A 15,513-nucleotide genomic window follows, 5' to 3' on the forward strand; every position below is an offset into this window, starting at 1 on the left:
CCCGGCACGTGCCGGCCGACGCCGCCCGGAGCCGGCCGGGCGGTCACGCGAGGTCGATGAGCTCCTCGTAGGAGGCGTTCCAGAGGTCCTCGACGGCGTCGGGCATGACGAGCACGCGCTCGGGGCTGAGGGCACGCACCGCGCCGGCGTCGTGGGACACGAGGATCACGGCGCCCTCGAAGGAGCCGAGCGCCCCCAGGATCTCCTCGCGGCTGGCGGGGTCGAGGTTGTTCGTGGGCTCGTCCAGCAGCAGCACGTTCGCGCTCGAGACGACGAGCGTCGCCAGCGCCAGGCGGGTCTTCTCGCCGCCGGAGAGCACCCCGGCCGGCTTGTGGACGTCGTCCCCGGTGAACAGGAAGGAGCCCAGGATCTTGCGGGCCTCGACCTCGGGCAGCTCGTAGGCCGCGGTCATCATGTTCTCGAGCACGGTGCGGGAGTCGTCGAGGGTCTCGTGCTCCTGGGCGTAGTAGCCGATCCGCAGGCCGTGGCCGGGGATGATGCGCCCGGTGTCCGGCTCGTCGACCCCGGCGAGGATCCGCAGCAGCGTCGTCTTGCCGGCACCGTTGAGCCCCAGCACGACGACACGGCTGCCGCGGTCGATCGCGAGGTCCACGTCGGTGAAGATCTCCAGGCTCCCGTAGGACTTCGAGAGCCCCTCGGCCATGAGCGGGGTCTTCCCGCACGGGGCGGGCTTGGGGAACCGCAGGCTGGCGACGCGGTCCACGCGCCGCTCCTCCTCGACCCCGTCGAGCATCCGCTCGGCGCGCTTGAGCATGTTCTGCGCGGCGACGGCCTTGGTGGCCTTGGCACGCATCTTCTCGGCCTGGGCGGTGAGCGCGGTCGCCTTCTTCTCGGCGTTGGCGCGCTCGCGCCGGCGGCGCTTCTCGTCGTCCTCACGGGAGCGGAGGTACTGCTTCCACCCCATGTTGTAGATGTCGATCACCGAGCGGTTGGCGTCGAGGTAGAACACGGTGTTGACGACCTCGCCGATCAGCTGGACGTCGTGGCTGATGACGATCACGGCCCCGCGGAAGGCCTGCAGGTACTCGCGCAGCCAGTGGATCGAGTCGGCGTCGAGGTGGTTGGTGGGCTCGTCCAGGATCAGCGTGTCGGCCTGGGAGAACAGGATGCGGGACAGCTCGACCCGGCGGCGCTGTCCGCCCGAGAGCGTCTTGAGCTGCTGGGTCAGCAGGCGCTCGGGCAGTCCGAGGTTCGCGGCCATCCGCTTGGCCTCGGACTCGGCCGCGTAGCCGCCGCGCGCCGCGAGCTCGTCGTCCAGGCGCGCGTAGCGGTTCATCGCCTTCTCGCGCTGGGCGTCGGTGATCGTCATGTCGGCCATGGCGTCCTCGGCCTTGCGCAGGCGCTCCATGATGTCGTCGAGGCCGCGGGCCCCGAGAATCCGGGCGATCACGGTCTGCTCGGGATCACCGGTGTGGGTGTCCTGCGGAAGGTAGCCCAGCTCGCCGCGGACCTCGACGGTCCCCGAGGCCGGCTGCAGGGTCCCCGAGAGGACCTTGGTGAGCGTCGTCTTGCCGGCGCCGTTGCGCCCGACGAGGCCGACCCGGTCGCCGGCGTTGACCTGGAAGCTGACGTCGCTCATGAGGAGCCGGGCGCCGACGCGGATCTCGAGGTCGCTGACGGTGATCACGGGGACGGCTCCTGCGAGGTGGGGGCTGGATGGGAGGCCCCGACACGGCAGGGCCCGGGCGAGTCTACGGCGGCACCGGGCTCGAAGGCCCCCTGTATTCCGTGGGGCTGTGATGGGATGAACGGACCGCCGCCCCGTGGACCACCCGTCCAGGGGCGTCTCCCGCTCGCCGCCGACCGGGGCGAGCCCCCACCACACCAAGGACGTGACGCAGGATGCTCGTCGGAGTGCCACGAGAGATCAAGAACAACGAGTTCCGGGTGGGCCTGACAGCCGCCGGGGTGCACGAGCTGGTGGCCGCGGGCCACGAGGTGCTCGTCGAGACCGCGGCGGGCCTCGGTGCCGGGGTCTCCGACGAGGACTATCTCGCCGCCGGTGCCCGGATCGTTCCGGATGCGACCTCCGTGTGGGAGCAGGCGGCGATGATCGTCAAGGTCAAGGAGCCCGTGCAGAGCGAGTACCCGCTGCTGCGGCGCGACCAGATCCTGTTCACGTACCTCCACCTCGCGGCCGACCGCGCGCTGACCGATGCCCTGCTGGCCTCGGGCACCACCGCGATCGCGTATGAGACCGTGCAGCTGCCCGACCGCTCGCTGCCGCTGCTGGCCCCCATGAGCGCGATCGCGGGGCGGCTCGCGTCCCAGGTCGCGGCCTATAACCTGATGGCGCCCATCGGCGGCTCGGGAGTCCTCATGGGCGGGGTCCCCGGGACCCGGGAGGCGAACGTGGTGGTGGTCGGCGGTGGGATCGTCGGCGAGCAGGCCGCGATCATGGCAAAGGGTCTGCACGCCAACGTCACCGTGATGGACGTGAACCTGGCCCGGCTGAACACCATCGCCACGGTCCACGACGGGGACATCCTCACCCGCTACTCGACCGCGCTCGATCTCGCCGAGCAGATCGCCGACGCCGATGTCGTGATCGGCTCGGTGCTGATCCCCGGCACGCGGGCTCCCAAGCTCGTCACAGACGCGATGGTGGCCACGATGCGCCCGGGTTCGGTGCTCGTGGACGTCGCGATCGACCAGGGCGGCTGCTTCGAGGGGTCGCACCCCACGACCCACGCGACGCCGACCTTCTCGGTGCACGGCACGACGTTCTACTGCGTGGCGAACATGCCGGGATCGGTCCCGGTGACCGCGACGGCGGCGCTGACGCACGCGACCCTGCCCTACGTGCTGCGCCTGGCACGCTCGGGCTGGCGCGAGGCGCTCAGGGCCGATGCCTCCCTCGTGCCCGGCCTGTCGGTGCACGACGGCGCCCTGCTGCACACGGGGGTCGCCGAGGCGCACGGGCTCGTGGCGACGCCGGTGGCGGACGTGCTGGGCTGACACCCCCGCGAGTGAGTCCGTCGCGGGCCGGGACCGCCAGAGGTCGGGCCGCGATCTGCGGACCGCGGGCGACGTGCGACGAGCGACGTGCGACGTGCGACGTGCGACGTGCCGAAGGGACCACAGAGGCTTCCGGAGCCGCGCACAGCCGCCGCCGGAGACCGCCAGGAAGCACGACGGGCCCGGGACGATCTCACGTCCCGGGCCCGGCGTGCTCGAAGGAGCGTCCGCTCAGAGGTTGAAGCCGATCGCCCGCAGCTGCGCGCGGCCGTCCTCGGTGATCTTGTCCATGCCCCACGGGGGCATCCAGACCCAGTTGATGCGGTGCGACTCGGTGATCGGGTCGAGCGCCGCGAAGGTCTGCTCCTCGAGGACGTCGGTCAGCGGGCAGGCAGCGGACGTCAGGGTCATGTCGATGACGGCCTCGCCGTCGGTGACGGTGACCCCGTAGACGAGGCCCAGGTCCACCACGTTGATGCCGAGCTCGGGGTCGATGACGTCCTTGAGCGCCTCGATCACCTCGTCCTGGCTCGCGTGGGCGGAGGCGGCGGGCTCCGCGGGGGCGGTGGCCTCCGCGGTCGCCTCGGGGGCGGCGGTGTTCTCGGTCATGGGAACCTCCTGGTGAGGGTGCGCGTCAGGACGCGGCGGTGAGGTAGCGCTCGTAGCCCTCGGCCTCGAGGCGCTCGGCGAGCTCGGGCCCGCCCTGCTCGGCGACCTGCCCGTTGACGAACACGTGCACGAAGTCGGGCTTGATGTAGTTGAGGATCCGCGTGTAGTGGGTGATGAGCATGATGCCCACATCGGTGTTGGCCTTGGCGCGGTTGACGCCCTCGGAGACGACGCGCAGGGCGTCGACGTCCAGGCCGGAGTCGGTCTCGTCGAGGATCGCGATGGAGGGCTTGAGCAGCTCCATCTGGAGGATCTCGTGGCGCTTCTTCTCGCCGCCGGAGAAGCCCTCGTTGACGTTGCGCTCGGCGAAGGCGGGGTCCATCTTCAGGGCGTCCATGGACGCGGCCATGTCCTTGACCCAGGTGCGCAGCGCGGGGGCCTCGCCGTCGACGGCGGTCTTGGCGGTGCGCAGGAAGTTCGAGACGGTCACGCCGGGGACCTCGACGGGGTACTGCATCGCGAGGAACAGGCCGGCGCGGGCGCGCTCGTCGACGCTCATCTCCAGGACGTCCTCCCCGTCGAGCAGCACGCTGCCCTGGGTGATCTGGTACTTCGGGTGACCGGCGATCGCGTAGGCGAGGGTGGACTTGCCCGAGCCGTTGGGGCCCATGATCGCGTGGGTCTCGCCGCCCTTGATGGTCAGGTCGACCCCCTTGAGGATCTCCTTGGTGCCCTCGGGCGTCTCGACGGTGGCGTGGAGGTCTGTGATCTCGAGGATCGACATCTGGGTAACTCCTTGTGGATGTGAAGGTGTGTCAGGGGGTCGCGGTCGCGTGGACGTCGACCGCGATGGTGCCGGTGGCCTCGTCGACCCGCACCGGGTGGACGGACACGGGCAGCACGGCGGGGAGCTGGCGGGGTCTGCCCGTCACCAGGTCGAACTGGCTGCCGTGCTTCCAGCACTCGAGGCAGTCCCCGTCGACGTCGCCGTCCGAGAGCGCGACCTCTCCGTGGGTGCAGAGGTCGTCCAGCGCGTGCACGCTGCCGTCCTCGGCCCGGGCGAGCGCGATCTCGACCCCGTCGACCTCGATCCCCAGCACGGAGCCGGGATCGAGGTCGGCGAGCGACGCGACGGGGGTGAAGCTCATGTCAGTTCATGCTCCGGGCCAGCTCGTTCTCGATCGAGGCGGTGAGGTGCTCGCGCAGCTCGGGCACGTCGATCTGCTGGATGAGCTCGGCGAAGAAGCCGCGCACCACGAGCCGTCGCGCCTCGAGCTCGGGGATGCCCCGGGCGCGGAGGTAGAACAGCTGCTCGTCGTCGAAGCGTCCGGTGGCGGCGGCGTGGCCGGCGCCCTCGATCTCCCCGGTCTCGATCTCGAGGTTGGGGACGGAGTCGGCGCGGGCGCCGTCGGTGAGCACGAGGTTGCGGTTGACCTCGTAGGTGCTGGTGCCCTCGGCGACCTTGCGGATGAGGACGTCGCCCACCCACACGCTGCGAGCGCCGTGGCCCTGGAGGGCCCCCTTGTACGTCGAGTTGGACGTGCACTTGGGGGCCGCGTGGTCCACGAACAGACGGTGCTCGAGGAACTGGTCGGCATCGGCGAAGTACAGGCCGATGTTCTCGATCTCGGCGCCGGGCTCGGCGAACTCGCCGATCACGTTGACGCGCACGGCGCGCCCGCCGAGGGAGACGGCGATGTGCTTGAGGCGCGCATCACGGCCGAGGCGGGCATGGTGCGTGGCCACGTGCAGGGCGTCGTCGTCCCAGTCCTGCAGGGAGATCACCGTCATCGACGAGTTGGCGCCGACCACGAGCTCGACGTTCTCGGCCACGCGGGCGGTGCCGCGATGGTCCAGCACGAAGGTCGCGCTGGAGGACTCCTCGGTCTCCAGCACCACATGCGCGTTGCCGCGCCGCTCGGCGCCGCGGCCGGTGACCGTCACGCGGAACGGGTCGGCGATCTCGGCGTTGCGCGGCGCCCGCAGGTGCAGCGCCTCGGTGGAGCGCGCGGACGCGACCGCCGAGACGATGTCCTCGGGGACCAGGGCGATGCCGCGCGGCGCCTGCCCGGGGGCGAGCGTCGAGGCCTCGGGGGCGCCGGCGGGGACGGTCACGTCGTAGTCGACCGCGGGGTCCCCGGGGAGGTCGTCGCTCGCGGCGTCCTCGAACAGGGGGGCGACCAGGCGCAGCGGGGTGAACCGCCACTCCTCGTCCTTGGAGGTGGGGCGCACGAAGTCGCCGACCTCGAAGGAGCGCGCACGGTGGGCGCGGCTCGCGGCCTCGCCGTCCTTGCGGGCGGTCCCGTAGGAGATGCCCTCGTCCTCGAGCTCCGCACGGGAGTGGTCGGTCACGGCTCCCGCGGCCGCCAGGTCCTGCTGGGCGAGCACGGGCACGGCGCCCGCGGCACCCCCGGCGGCCTCGTTGGCCTGCGGGTCGCCCGCGCTCTCGGGGCCCTTCACATCGGTCACGTCGGGCAGTGTCATCAGCCGACGGCTCCTTCCATCTGCAGCTCGATCAGGCGGTTCAGCTCGAGGGCGTACTCCATCGGCAGCTCCCGGGCGATGGGCTCGATGAAACCGCGGACGATCATCGCCATCGCCTCGGTCTCCTCCATCCCACGGCTCATGAGGTAGAACAGCTGCTCCTCGGAGACCTTGGAGACGGTGGCCTCGTGGCCCATCTGGACGTCGTCGACGCGGACGTCGACGTAGGGGTAGGTGTCGGTGCGCGAGATCGTGTCCACGAGCAGGGCGTCGCACAGCACGGTCGAGGCCGAGTGGTTGGCCCCGGGCATGACCTGCACGAGCCCGCGGTAGGACGAACGTCCGCCGCCGCGCGAGACCGACTTCGAGACGATCGAGCTCGAGGTGTGGGGGGCCATGTGGACCATCTTCGAGCCCGTGTCCTGGTGCTGGTTCTCACCGGCGAAGGCGATCGACAGCGTCTCGCCGCGGGCGTGCTCGCCCATCAGCCAGACGGCGGGGTACTTCATGGTGACCTTCGAGCCGATGTTGCCGTCGACCCACTCCATCGTCCCGCCCTCCTCGACCGTGGTCCGCTTGGTCACGAGGTTGTAGACGTTGTTCGACCAGTTCTGGATGGTCGTGTACCGCACGCGGGCGTTCTTCTTGACCACGATCTCGACGACCGCGCTGTGCAGCGAGTCCGACTTGTAGATCGGCGCCGTGCAGCCCTCGACGTAGTGCACGTAGCTGCCCTCGTCAGCGATGATCAGCGTGCGCTCGAACTGGCCCATGTTCTCGGTGTTGATCCGGAAGTAGGCCTGCAGCGGGATCTCGACGTGGACGCCCTTGGGGACGTAGACGAACGAGCCGCCCGACCACACCGCCGTGTTCAGCGCCGAGAACTTGTTGTCCCCGGCGGGGATGACGGTGCCGAAGTACTCCTCGAACAGCTCCGGGTGCTCGCGCAGCCCCGAGTCGGTGTCCAGGAAGATGACGCCCTGCTCCTCGAGGTCCTCGCGGATCTGGTGGTAGACGACCTCGGACTCGTACTGGGCGGCGACGCCGGCGACGAGGCGCTGCTTCTCGGCCTCGGGGATCCCGAGGCGGTCGTAGGTCTCGCGGATGTCCTCGGGCAGGTCCTCCCAGGAGGTCGCCTGCTGCTCCGTCGAGCGGACGAAGTACTTGATGTTGTCGAAGTCGATCCCCGACAGGTCCGGACCCCAGGTGGGGACGGGCTTCTTCGCGAAGAGCTTGAGGGCCTTCAGGCGGCGCTCGAGCATCCAGGCGGGCTCGTCCTTCTTGGCGGAGATGTCGCGGACGACGTCCTCGGACAGTCCGCGCCGGGCCGAGGCCCCCGCGGTGTCCTGGTCGTGCCATCCGTAGGCGTAGCTGCCGATGGACTTGATGATCTCGTCCTGGCTGAGCTGCTCTGGTGCACTCGTCATGATGTCCTTCCCTCCATGAGCGGTATGTGGGTCGTGCAGGCGTGGGCGCCGCCTGCGAGCGTGGCAAGTCTCTGGACGGGGACTCCCAGCATGCGGGAGATGGCTCGGGTCTCGATGTCGCACAGCTCGGGATGCTGCGCTGCGACGTCCTGCACCGGGCAGTGGCCCTGGCACAGCTGCGCGGTCACCACGGTACGCGGGCGCCCCGACGACCGGGCCGTCGCGGGATCCGCGGTGGGTGCGGGCACGTGGACCGTGACCGGGCGCACGGTGGTCGCGTAGCCGTGCTCGGTCAGCAGTGCGGCGAGGATCTCGACGCGCTCGGCGGGGCCGACCCGCTGCCCCGCGTCCGTGCGCTCGGCGACCCGGGCGGTGAACTCGGCCTCCCACGGCGCCACGCGCTCGGCGGCCAGCGTGCGCAGCGCTTCGATGCCCCCGACCTGCTGGAGCAGGTCCAGGGCCAGTCGGGTCAGGCCCTCGGCCTCGACGTCCGCCCCCGGGCGCACGCGCGCACGGGCCGACATCACGAAGGACTTGCTGGGTCGACCGCGTCCGCGGTGCGTCAGCACGACCTCGTGCTCCTCGATGGTGCCGTCGGCCTCGAGCGCCGCGAGGTGGCGTCGTACCGCGGCGCTCGTGAGCCCGAACCTCTCGGCGAGCTCGCGGGCCGTGACGGGGCCGTGGGCCGTGATGGCGTCGATGAGGCGGTCGCGGGTGTCGCGGCCGGAGTCGGACGGGGCGGGCCAGGTCTCGGCCCGGTCTGTCGGGGTCGTCATCTCGAACCCTCCTCCGTCTCACCGTTCCACAGCGGGCTCTCACCCTGCTGCGCGTCCTGCGGCGCCATGGAGGCGCCACCGGAACCATTTTACAAAGGTTCTGTTGCGAAAACGAGGAGTGCGCGCCGAGCCCGCGTGCCTCTGGACACACAGGCAACCCTCACCTCACCGAGAGCCGGGCGGTGGCCGCAGAGCGCATGAGCACGGTGGGCCACGAAGGACCCGTTGAAACTAGTACGTGTTTCAACTACCCTGAGGTGACACCCCCGAGCACCCGACCGGGGCGCACCAGCATCCAACACACCGAACCAGGAGGAGCGCCATGCCCGAGGACCACCGGACCTCTGCACCCGAGGAGCACACGTCGCAGGACGAGCACGACCAGAAGGGCTCCTACGTCCATCCCGGCCAGGAGTTCACCCGGGACATGCAGTACATCCCGACCCGGATCACGGCCGACGGCCGGAACGGCTACCCGGTCGAGCCCGGCCGGTATCGGCTCATCGTGTCGCGGGCCTGCCCCTGGGCCAACCGCGCAATCATCTCCCGGCGCCTGCTCGGGCTCGAGGAGGTGCTCTCGATGGGCATCGCCGGGCCCACGCACGACAAGCGGTCCTGGACGTTCGACCTCGATGCCGGCGGGAAGGATCCGGTGCTGGGGATCGAGCGCCTGCAGGAGGCGTACTTCGCCCGCTTCCCGGACTACCCCCGGGGGATCACGGTCCCGGCGGTCGTCGACACGCGGGACGGCGCCGTCGTGACCAACGACTTCCCGCAGCTCACGCTCGACCTCGCGACCCAGTGGACCGCCTACCAGCGCCCCGGGGCACCCGATCTGTACCCCGAGGCCCAGCGCGCCGAGATCGACGCGCTGAACGACTGGATGCTGCGCCACATCAACAACGGCGTCTACCGCACCGGGTTCGCCGGCTCGCAGGAGAAGTACGAGTCCGCCTACGCGGACCTGTGGGAGAGCCTCGACGTGCTCGAGGAGCGCCTGGGGCGCTCCCGCTACCTGATGGGCCCCGCGATCACCGAGGCCGATGTGCGCCTGTTCCCCACCCTGATCCGCTTCGATCCCGTCTACTTCTCGCACTTCAAGGCCAACCGGCAGCCGCTGGCGACGATGCCCAACCTCTGGGCGTACACGCGTGACCTGTTCACGACGCCGGGGTTCGGGGACACCATCGACCTCCAGCACATCAAGGAGCACTACTACGTGGTCCAGACCGACATCAACCCCACCGGGATCGTGCCCGTGGGCCCGGACATGTCCCACCTGCTGGACCCCCACGACCGGGACCGCTTCGAGACCCGCACCTGGGGCGAGGGCACGGCACCGCTGCCGCCGCTGCGGTCCGAGGTCGTCCCTGCCGACCACACCCCGCTGCACGTCGAGGGCCGCTGAGCGGCGGGCTCCGCCGAGTCCGGGGGCTCCGGCGGGGGCGCGCCCGGAGGACACTCGGGTGCCCGCACGGGCGCGCCCGGGCGGGTGCACGGGGCCGCGCGGGCCTAGCATGGTCGGCGCTATGGAAGAGATCCCCTCCCCCGCGCTCGAGATCGACGCGCTGGTCAAGTCCTACGGGCCCGTGCGTGCCGCCAACGGCATCTCGCTGACGGCCCGGCGCGGCGCGGTCACTGCGCTGCTGGGGCCCAACGGCGCCGGGAAGTCGACCACGATCCACTGCGCCACCGGACTCCTTCGACCGGACGCCGGCACCGTGCGCGTGCTCGGACGGGACCCGTGGCGCGGCGACGCGGACCTGCGCGCCCGGGTGGGCGTCATGATCCAGGACGGGGGCCTGGCCTCCGGCACCTCGGCGCTGTCGCTGCTGGAGTACGGCGCCTCGCTGTATGCGGACCCGTGGCCGGTCTCGGACCTCGCCGGCCGGCTCGGCATCGACGCCTTCGCCCGCACCCTCGTGCGGCGCCTCTCAGGCGGTCAGCGTCAGCGCCTCGCCCTGGCGCTCGCGCTCGTGGGGCGTCCCGAGCTCGTGTTCCTCGACGAGCCGACCGCGGGCATGGACACCGCGATCACCCGCACCGTGCGCGAGCTGATCCGCGAGCTCGCATCCGGGGGCACGGGCATCGTGCTCACCACGCACCTCATGGACGACGTCGAGGACCTCGCCGATCACGTCGTCGTCATCGCGGCCGGCCAGGTGGTCGCCGCGGGCAGCCCCGCCGAGGTGGTCTCCGAGCATCGTGCCTCCGACGGCACCGTCCACCTCACCGCGACCGCCGCGGGCCTGGCCCCGTCCCTCGCCGCGCCCCTGGAGGCGGACCTCGCCGCGGTCGCCGCCCGGCACGGTGTGGACCTGCAGGTCACCATCGGTGCTGCGGACCTCGAGAGCGTCCTGCTGGACCTCACGGAGAGCGACCGATGACCACCGCCCCCGCCCCCTCGACCGCCGGGCCTGCGCCCGCCGTCCGACGGGTCCTGGCCCATGCCGCCCTCGAGGCGCGGATCCTCCTGACCAACGGCGAGCAGCTCATGGTGGCGATCGTGCTGCCGGCGCTCGTGCTGCTGGCGCTCGTGCTCCTGCCTGTCGGGGAGATCGCGGGCGCCGCACGGATCGACACCGCCGTCGCCGCGACGGCCGCGACCGCCCTGATCTCCACCTCGTTCACCTCCCAGGCGATCCAGACGGGATTCGACCGCCGCGGCGGGGTTCTGCGATGGATCGCGACCACGCCGCTGGGTCGAGAGGGCTACCTGGCCGGCAAGATCCTCGCGACCCTTGCGGTGCACGGGATCCAGGTGCTCGTCCTGGGGGCCCTCGCCCTGGCCCTCGGGTGGAGGCCTGCTCCCCTGGGGGTCCTGGCGTCCGTCCCGGTGTGGGTCCTGGGCACCATCGCCTTCGGTGCGCTCGGCCTCCTCGTGGCCGGGACCCTCCGCACCGAGGCCGTGCTCGCCGTGTCCAACGTGCTGTTCATCCTGTTCGTGGCCGTCGGCGGGGTGGCCCTGCCCACCGGGTCCTACCCGCAGTTCCTCCGGGGGATCGTGGACCTGCTGCCCTCGGGCGCCCTCGGCGAGCTGCTCCGGACGTGCCTGGCCGGAACCGCCTTCTCCCCCGGGTCGCTCGTCGTGCTGCTCGTCTGGGCCGTCGTCGGCTCCGTGCTCGTCACCCGGTTCTTCCGGTGGACCTCCGTCTGACCCCTCCGGTGGGACTCCGTCAGGACGGCTCCCGCGGACCTCGACGGACGCGGTCCGACGATGATCTGCGATCCGACGTGATCTTGGTCCGCGATCACCGGTGCACCCCGGCCGGTCCCGGGATCCGTGCGCGCCGGAACCTAGACTGGAGCCCATGAGCACCCGATCCGGGGCGCAGGCCGCGCCCGCCGCACCCCCGGAGCCCGGCACCGCCGCGAGCCCCGTCCTCGCCTCGCTCTCCCCCCGGCAGCGGTGGATCGTGCTCGTCGCCTTCTGGGGGAACCTCGTCTGCCAGATGGGCATCATCGTCACCGGCGGCGTGGTGCGCCTGACCGGATCGGGACTGGGCTGCTCGACCTGGCCCAACTGCGAGCCGGGCCAGTTCGCCCCCAACACCGCCAACCCCACCGGGTTCCGCGCCTTCATCGAGTTCGGCAACCGCACCCTGACGGGCGTGCTGGGCGTCTTCGCGATCGCGGTGCTCGTCGTCGCGATCCTGTGGCTGCGCCGCAAGGGCCGTGGCTTCATGGTCCTGGCGGTGCTGCCTCTCGTGGGCACCGCGCTGCAGGCCATCGTCGGCATGGTCATCGTGAAGATGCACCTGCACCCCGGCGCCGTCGGACCGCACTTCCTGCTGTCGATCACGCTGGTGGTGCTCTCGACGATCCTGCTGGTGCGACTCCTCGACGGCGACGGCCCGGCCCGGCTCGCCGTGGCGCCCGCCGTCTCGGCGCTCGTCCTGGCCCTGGCCGTCGTCGCCGCGGGAGTCCTGGTCCTGGGCACCCTGGTCACGGGCTCGGGCCCCCATTCCGGGGATCTCGAGGCCACGGTCCGCCTGGGCCTCGACCCGCGGATGATCTCCTGGCTCCATGCCGATGCCGTGATGCTGTTCAGCGGACTCCTGCTCGGATCGCTCGTGACGGTGCACCTCGTGACCTGCCCGCGCCGCGCACGCGTCTCCGCCTGGGCGCTGCTCGTGGTGACCGCACTGCAGGCCGTCATCGGCTACACCCAGTACTTCACGGCTCTCCCACCCGTGCTGGTCGGGCTCCACATGCTGGGAGCGGCCCTGTTCACCGGCGCCGTCACGTGGTTCGCGTCGAGCCTGTGGACGTGGCGGGCCGTCGATGCCGCGGACACCGGTCTCGTCGCCCCCGACGCGGGGGACGCGGCATGATCCTCGGACGCTCGCGGCACGCCCCCGAGCCCCAGGGCCCCACGATCCAGGACATGCGCCCCTCGGGCGAGTTCGTCGCCGGGGTGCTCTCGGAGCTGCGCCGCACCGTCGCGGTCGGCACGAACCTCCTGGACATCGACGCCGAGGTGCATCGGATGATCCGTGAGGCCGGCGCCACCAGCTGTTACCTCGACTACCACCCGCGCTTCGGCGCCTACCCCTTCGGGAAGGTCATCTGCACGAGCGTCAACGACGCCGTGCTCCACGGCCGTCCCTGCGACCGCGCCCTGGTCGACGGCGACCTGCTCTCCCTGGACCTCGCCGTCGAGCTCGAGGGCTGGGTCGCCGACTCCTGCCTCTCGGTCGTCGTCGGCACCCCGCGAGAGGAGGACCTGCGGCTGATCCGCGACACCGAGACGGTGATGTGGGCAGGCATCGACCAGGTGCGCGCGGGCCGCACGGTCGGGGACATCGGCCACGCCGTCCAGGGAGCCGCCCACGCGCTGGGTTACACGATCAACCGGCAGTTCGGCGGGCACGGCGTGGGCCGCACGATGCACGAGGAGCCCTTCGTCCCCAACTTCGGCACTCCCGGCGGCGGCCGCGCGCTCCACGCGGGAATGGTGCTGACGGTCGAGCCGTTCCTGTCGGCCACCACGAGCGAGCTGGAGATCACCGACCGCGACGGGTGGACCGTCGAGACCGTCGACGGCTCACAGGGTGCGCACGCCGAGCACACGCTGTACGTGACGGACGGGGCGCCGATCATCCTCACCGCGCGGGCGGACGACCCCTCGCCCCGGTCCTCGCAGGTCGCCGCGGGCTGAGAACGCGGGGGCGACGCCCCCGGACGCGGACGCCCCGCATGGTCAGCCGAGGACGTCGCGCACGGACGCCGCGATGCCGGCGGCATCCAGCCCGTTGCGGGCCAGGATCGCGTCGCGCTTGGCGTGCGGGATGAACCCCTGCTGGACACCCAGGGCACGCACCGGCGGAGCCGGTCGCGAGAGCGTCGCCCGGGCACCGAGCGCCAGCGTGATCGCGGCCCCGACGCCCCGGGAGTCGACGCCATCCTCGACGGTGACCACGACGCGGGCGGTCTCCGCGAGGTCCAGGAGCGCGGGATCCACGGGCAGCGCCCGGACCGGATCCAGGACGACGACGTTGCCGGGCACCTGCGCAGCGGCCTCGACGGCACGTCCCGCGAGTGCACCGACGCTGATGACGAGGGCGTCGATCGCGGCCTCGGCGTCGCCCGCGAGCACCTGTCCCGCAGGGACCTCGGCCACGACGGGCAGGTCCGTCGGGCATGCGCCCTTGGGATAGCGCACCAGGGCTGCGCCGTCGTGGGCCACGGCGGCGTCGATCGCGGCGTCGAGCCGGGTCGCGTCCCGCGGGGCCCACACGTGCAGGCCGGGGACCTGGGCGGCCAGGGCGAGGTCCCAGATGCCGTGGTGGCTGGGGCCGTCGTCGCCCGTGACGCCTGCCCGGTCCAGGGTGATGGTGACGTCCTCGTCGTGCAGCGCCACGTCCAGCAGCAGCTGGTCCAGCGCCCTGGTCAAGAAGGTCGAGTACAGCGCGACGATCGGCTTGGCGCCGCCGCGCGAGAGGCCGGCCGCGGTGTCCAGTGCCAGCTGCTCGGCGATCCCGACGTCGATCACGCGGTCCGGCGACGCGGCTTGGAGAGGGCTCAGGCCCACGGGGTCGATCATGGCGGCGCTGACCGCCACGACCCGGTGATCCGCGCGGGCGGCCCGCAGGAAGGCCTCCCCCGCTCGGGCGGTCCAGGTGACCGGCGGCGCCGGGGCGTCGGGGGCAGGCAGCGTCTCCCGGGTGGCCTCGGAGGCCGTCGGCAGGTCGACGGCGAAGGGACCGGTCGCATGCCAATGGTCGATGACGTCCTGCTCGGCACGCTCGAAGCCCATGCCCTTGCGGGTGAGCACGTGGACCACGGGCGCGCCGCGGCGCGGGTCGCGGGATATCCGGTGCGCCGTCGCGAGGACGTCAGCGAGCGCGTCGAGGTCGTGTCCGTCGACCGGACCGAGATAGGAGAGCCCGAGCGCGGTGAAGACGTTGTCCGAGGCCGTCGCCGACCCATCGCGCAGCGCCGCGAGATGCGCGGCCAGACCCCCGATGGTCGGCGCGTAGGACCGCGTGTTGTCGTTGAGCACGACCACGGTGCGGCCGGCCGGATCCGCGGCGAGATCGTTGAGCGCCTCGAGGCCCACCCCGCCCGTGAGCGCGCCGTCGCCGATCACGGCGACCGTGCTCGCGGCCTCGGGACCCGCGTGCGCGGCACCGACCAGGCGCTGCGCGCGGTCGATGCCGTGTGCCCAGGCGATCGAGCCGGAGGCGTGGGAGTTCTCGACCACGTCGTGCTCGGACTCACCTCGGTCGGGATAGCCAGAGGTGCCGCCCTCCTGGCGCAGCCCCGTGAGGTCCGCGCGACCGGTCAGCATCTTGTGCACGTACGCCTGGTGTCCCGTGTCGAAGACGATCTGCTCGCGCGGGGAGTCGAACTCGCGGTGCAGGGCGATGGTCAGCTCCACCACACCGAGGTTCGGGCCGAGGTGCCCGCCGGTGGTCGAGGTGATCTCGACGAGGCGCTTGCGCACGAGAGCGGCGACGGCGGGGAGCTGCTGGGCGCCGAGGGCACGCAGCTGCTGAGGTGAGGCAGGGATGGCGGGGACGACGTCATCGGGTGCGAGCGACGTCGATCGCAGGGACCGCACGGGCATGGGACCTCCTGGAAGTCGGCGGGCCGATGGCCCGACCCCCCGAGACTACGTCCCCGTGACCAGCACGGACGCCCGACATGGTCACATCTGTGCAGATCTTCACGGCATGACCACGGCGTACCGACGCGGTCCGCAACAGCGTGCAGATCGCGTGGGCGGGCGTGCG

General features: G+C 71.6%; 14 protein-coding genes. 6 read left to right on the forward strand and 8 right to left on the reverse strand.

Annotated features, from left to right (window positions below):
- Nucleotides 1-43: 43 nt before the first annotated feature.
- Nucleotides 44-1,648: an ABC-F family ATP-binding cassette domain-containing protein gene (locus ACT3TZ_RS03355; protein ID WP_444581978.1), complete on the reverse strand. Its 1,605-nt coding sequence runs from the start codon at nt 1,646-1,648 to the stop codon at nt 44-46.
- A gap of 215 nt (nt 1,649-1,863) precedes the next feature.
- Here ACT3TZ_RS03355 and ald point away from each other — a divergent pair, with 215 nt between their 5' ends.
- Nucleotides 1,864-2,979: an alanine dehydrogenase gene (ald, locus tag ACT3TZ_RS03360; protein ID WP_444581979.1), complete on the forward strand. Its 1,116-nt coding sequence runs from the start codon at nt 1,864-1,866 to the stop codon at nt 2,977-2,979.
- 231 nt (nt 2,980-3,210) lie between these two features.
- Here ald and ACT3TZ_RS03365 read toward each other — a convergent pair whose 3' ends face one another.
- Genes ACT3TZ_RS03365 through ACT3TZ_RS03390 form a run of 6 tightly spaced genes read right to left on the reverse strand, consistent with a single transcriptional unit; the run spans nt 3,211 to nt 8,275 of the window.
- Nucleotides 3,211-3,588 carry a metal-sulfur cluster assembly factor gene (locus ACT3TZ_RS03365; RefSeq protein ID WP_444581980.1) on the reverse strand — a complete coding sequence of 126 codons (378 nt, stop codon included), beginning with the start codon at nt 3,586-3,588 and terminating at the stop codon, nt 3,211-3,213.
- 25 nt (nt 3,589-3,613) lie between these two features.
- Entirely contained in the window at nt 3,614-4,372 is a 759-nt protein-coding gene (sufC, locus tag ACT3TZ_RS03370) for a Fe-S cluster assembly ATPase SufC (RefSeq protein ID WP_444581981.1), read from the reverse strand.
- Between the two features lie 31 nt (nt 4,373-4,403).
- A complete protein-coding gene (locus tag ACT3TZ_RS03375) occupies nt 4,404-4,736 on the reverse strand; it encodes a non-heme iron oxygenase ferredoxin subunit (RefSeq protein WP_444581982.1) in 333 nt (110 codons plus the stop codon).
- 1 nt (nt 4,737) lies between these two features.
- The gene (gene sufD / locus ACT3TZ_RS03380) at nt 4,738-6,072 is read right to left on the reverse strand and encodes a Fe-S cluster assembly protein SufD (RefSeq protein WP_444581983.1); all 1,335 of its coding nucleotides are present in this window, start codon (nt 6,070-6,072) and stop codon (nt 4,738-4,740) included.
- Nucleotides 6,072-7,499 carry a Fe-S cluster assembly protein SufB gene (sufB, locus tag ACT3TZ_RS03385; RefSeq protein WP_444581984.1) on the reverse strand — a complete coding sequence of 476 codons (1,428 nt, stop codon included), beginning with the start codon at nt 7,497-7,499 and terminating at the stop codon, nt 6,072-6,074. Before sufB ends, sufD begins: the two co-directional genes overlap by 1 nt.
- On the reverse strand, nt 7,496-8,275 hold the full coding sequence (locus tag ACT3TZ_RS03390; protein ID WP_444581985.1) for a helix-turn-helix transcriptional regulator: 780 nt from the start codon (nt 8,273-8,275) through the stop codon (nt 7,496-7,498). Before ACT3TZ_RS03390 ends, sufB begins: the two co-directional genes overlap by 4 nt.
- A gap of 322 nt (nt 8,276-8,597) precedes the next feature.
- Between ACT3TZ_RS03390 and ACT3TZ_RS03395 the strand changes: the two genes are divergently transcribed.
- The 5 genes from ACT3TZ_RS03395 (at nt 8,598) to map (ending at nt 13,436) form a co-directional block, all read left to right on the forward strand.
- A complete protein-coding gene (locus ACT3TZ_RS03395; RefSeq protein WP_444581986.1) occupies nt 8,598-9,683 on the forward strand; it encodes a glutathione S-transferase family protein in 1,086 nt (361 codons plus the stop codon).
- A gap of 121 nt (nt 9,684-9,804) precedes the next feature.
- Entirely contained in the window at nt 9,805-10,662 is an 858-nt protein-coding gene (locus tag ACT3TZ_RS03400) for an ABC transporter ATP-binding protein (protein WP_444581987.1), read from the forward strand.
- The gene (locus ACT3TZ_RS03405; RefSeq protein WP_444581988.1) at nt 10,659-11,432 is read left to right on the forward strand and encodes an ABC transporter permease; all 774 of its coding nucleotides are present in this window, start codon (nt 10,659-10,661) and stop codon (nt 11,430-11,432) included. Before ACT3TZ_RS03400 ends, ACT3TZ_RS03405 begins: the two co-directional genes overlap by 4 nt.
- Nucleotides 11,433-11,586: 154 nt before the next feature.
- Nucleotides 11,587-12,609, forward strand: coding sequence for a COX15/CtaA family protein (locus ACT3TZ_RS03410; RefSeq protein WP_444581989.1), 1,023 nt, complete (start codon nt 11,587-11,589; stop codon nt 12,607-12,609).
- Nucleotides 12,606-13,436 carry a type I methionyl aminopeptidase gene (gene map, locus ACT3TZ_RS03415; protein WP_444581990.1) on the forward strand — a complete coding sequence of 277 codons (831 nt, stop codon included), beginning with the start codon at nt 12,606-12,608 and terminating at the stop codon, nt 13,434-13,436. Before ACT3TZ_RS03410 ends, map begins: the two co-directional genes overlap by 4 nt.
- 42 nt (nt 13,437-13,478) lie before the next feature.
- On the opposite strand, the gene ACT3TZ_RS03420 is transcribed toward map, so the two are convergent.
- Nucleotides 13,479-15,347 (reverse strand): 1-deoxy-D-xylulose-5-phosphate synthase, encoded by a 1,869-nt coding sequence (locus ACT3TZ_RS03420; protein ID WP_444581991.1) that lies wholly within the window; start codon nt 15,345-15,347, stop codon nt 13,479-13,481.
- Between the last annotated feature and the right edge of the window lie 166 nt (nt 15,348-15,513).

This window comes from Brachybacterium sp. AOP25-B2-12, from assembly GCF_052378625.1.
Lineage (GTDB): Bacteria > Actinomycetota > Actinomycetes > Actinomycetales > Dermabacteraceae > Brachybacterium.

Bases quoted from the DNA above. Each gene is read 5' to 3' on its own strand.
- ACT3TZ_RS03365 (WP_444581980.1), bottom strand. From the start codon at position 3,588: ATGACCGAGAACACCGCCGCCCCCGAGGCGACCGCGGAGGCCACCGCC.
- sufC (WP_444581981.1), bottom strand. From the start codon at position 4,372: ATGTCGATCCTCGAGATCACAGACCTCCACGCCACCGTCGAGACGCCC.
- sufD (WP_444581983.1), bottom strand. From the start codon at position 6,072: ATGACACTGCCCGACGTGACCGATGTGAAGGGCCCCGAGAGCGCGGGC.
- ald (WP_444581979.1), top strand. From the start codon at position 1,864: ATGCTCGTCGGAGTGCCACGAGAGATCAAGAACAACGAGTTCCGGGTG.
- ACT3TZ_RS03410 (WP_444581989.1), top strand. From the start codon at position 11,587: ATGAGCACCCGATCCGGGGCGCAGGCCGCGCCCGCCGCACCCCCGGAG.
- ACT3TZ_RS03405 (WP_444581988.1), top strand. From the start codon at position 10,659: ATGACCACCGCCCCCGCCCCCTCGACCGCCGGGCCTGCGCCCGCCGTC.
- ACT3TZ_RS03400 (WP_444581987.1), top strand. From the start codon at position 9,805: ATGGAAGAGATCCCCTCCCCCGCGCTCGAGATCGACGCGCTGGTCAAG.
- ACT3TZ_RS03395 (WP_444581986.1), top strand. From the start codon at position 8,598: ATGCCCGAGGACCACCGGACCTCTGCACCCGAGGAGCACACGTCGCAG.
- ACT3TZ_RS03420 (WP_444581991.1), bottom strand. From the start codon at position 15,347: ATGCCCGTGCGGTCCCTGCGATCGACGTCGCTCGCACCCGATGACGTC.
- ACT3TZ_RS03390 (WP_444581985.1), bottom strand. From the start codon at position 8,275: ATGACGACCCCGACAGACCGGGCCGAGACCTGGCCCGCCCCGTCCGAC.
- ACT3TZ_RS03375 (WP_444581982.1), bottom strand. From the start codon at position 4,736: ATGAGCTTCACCCCCGTCGCGTCGCTCGCCGACCTCGATCCCGGCTCC.
- sufB (WP_444581984.1), bottom strand. From the start codon at position 7,499: ATGACGAGTGCACCAGAGCAGCTCAGCCAGGACGAGATCATCAAGTCC.
- map (WP_444581990.1), top strand. From the start codon at position 12,606: ATGATCCTCGGACGCTCGCGGCACGCCCCCGAGCCCCAGGGCCCCACG.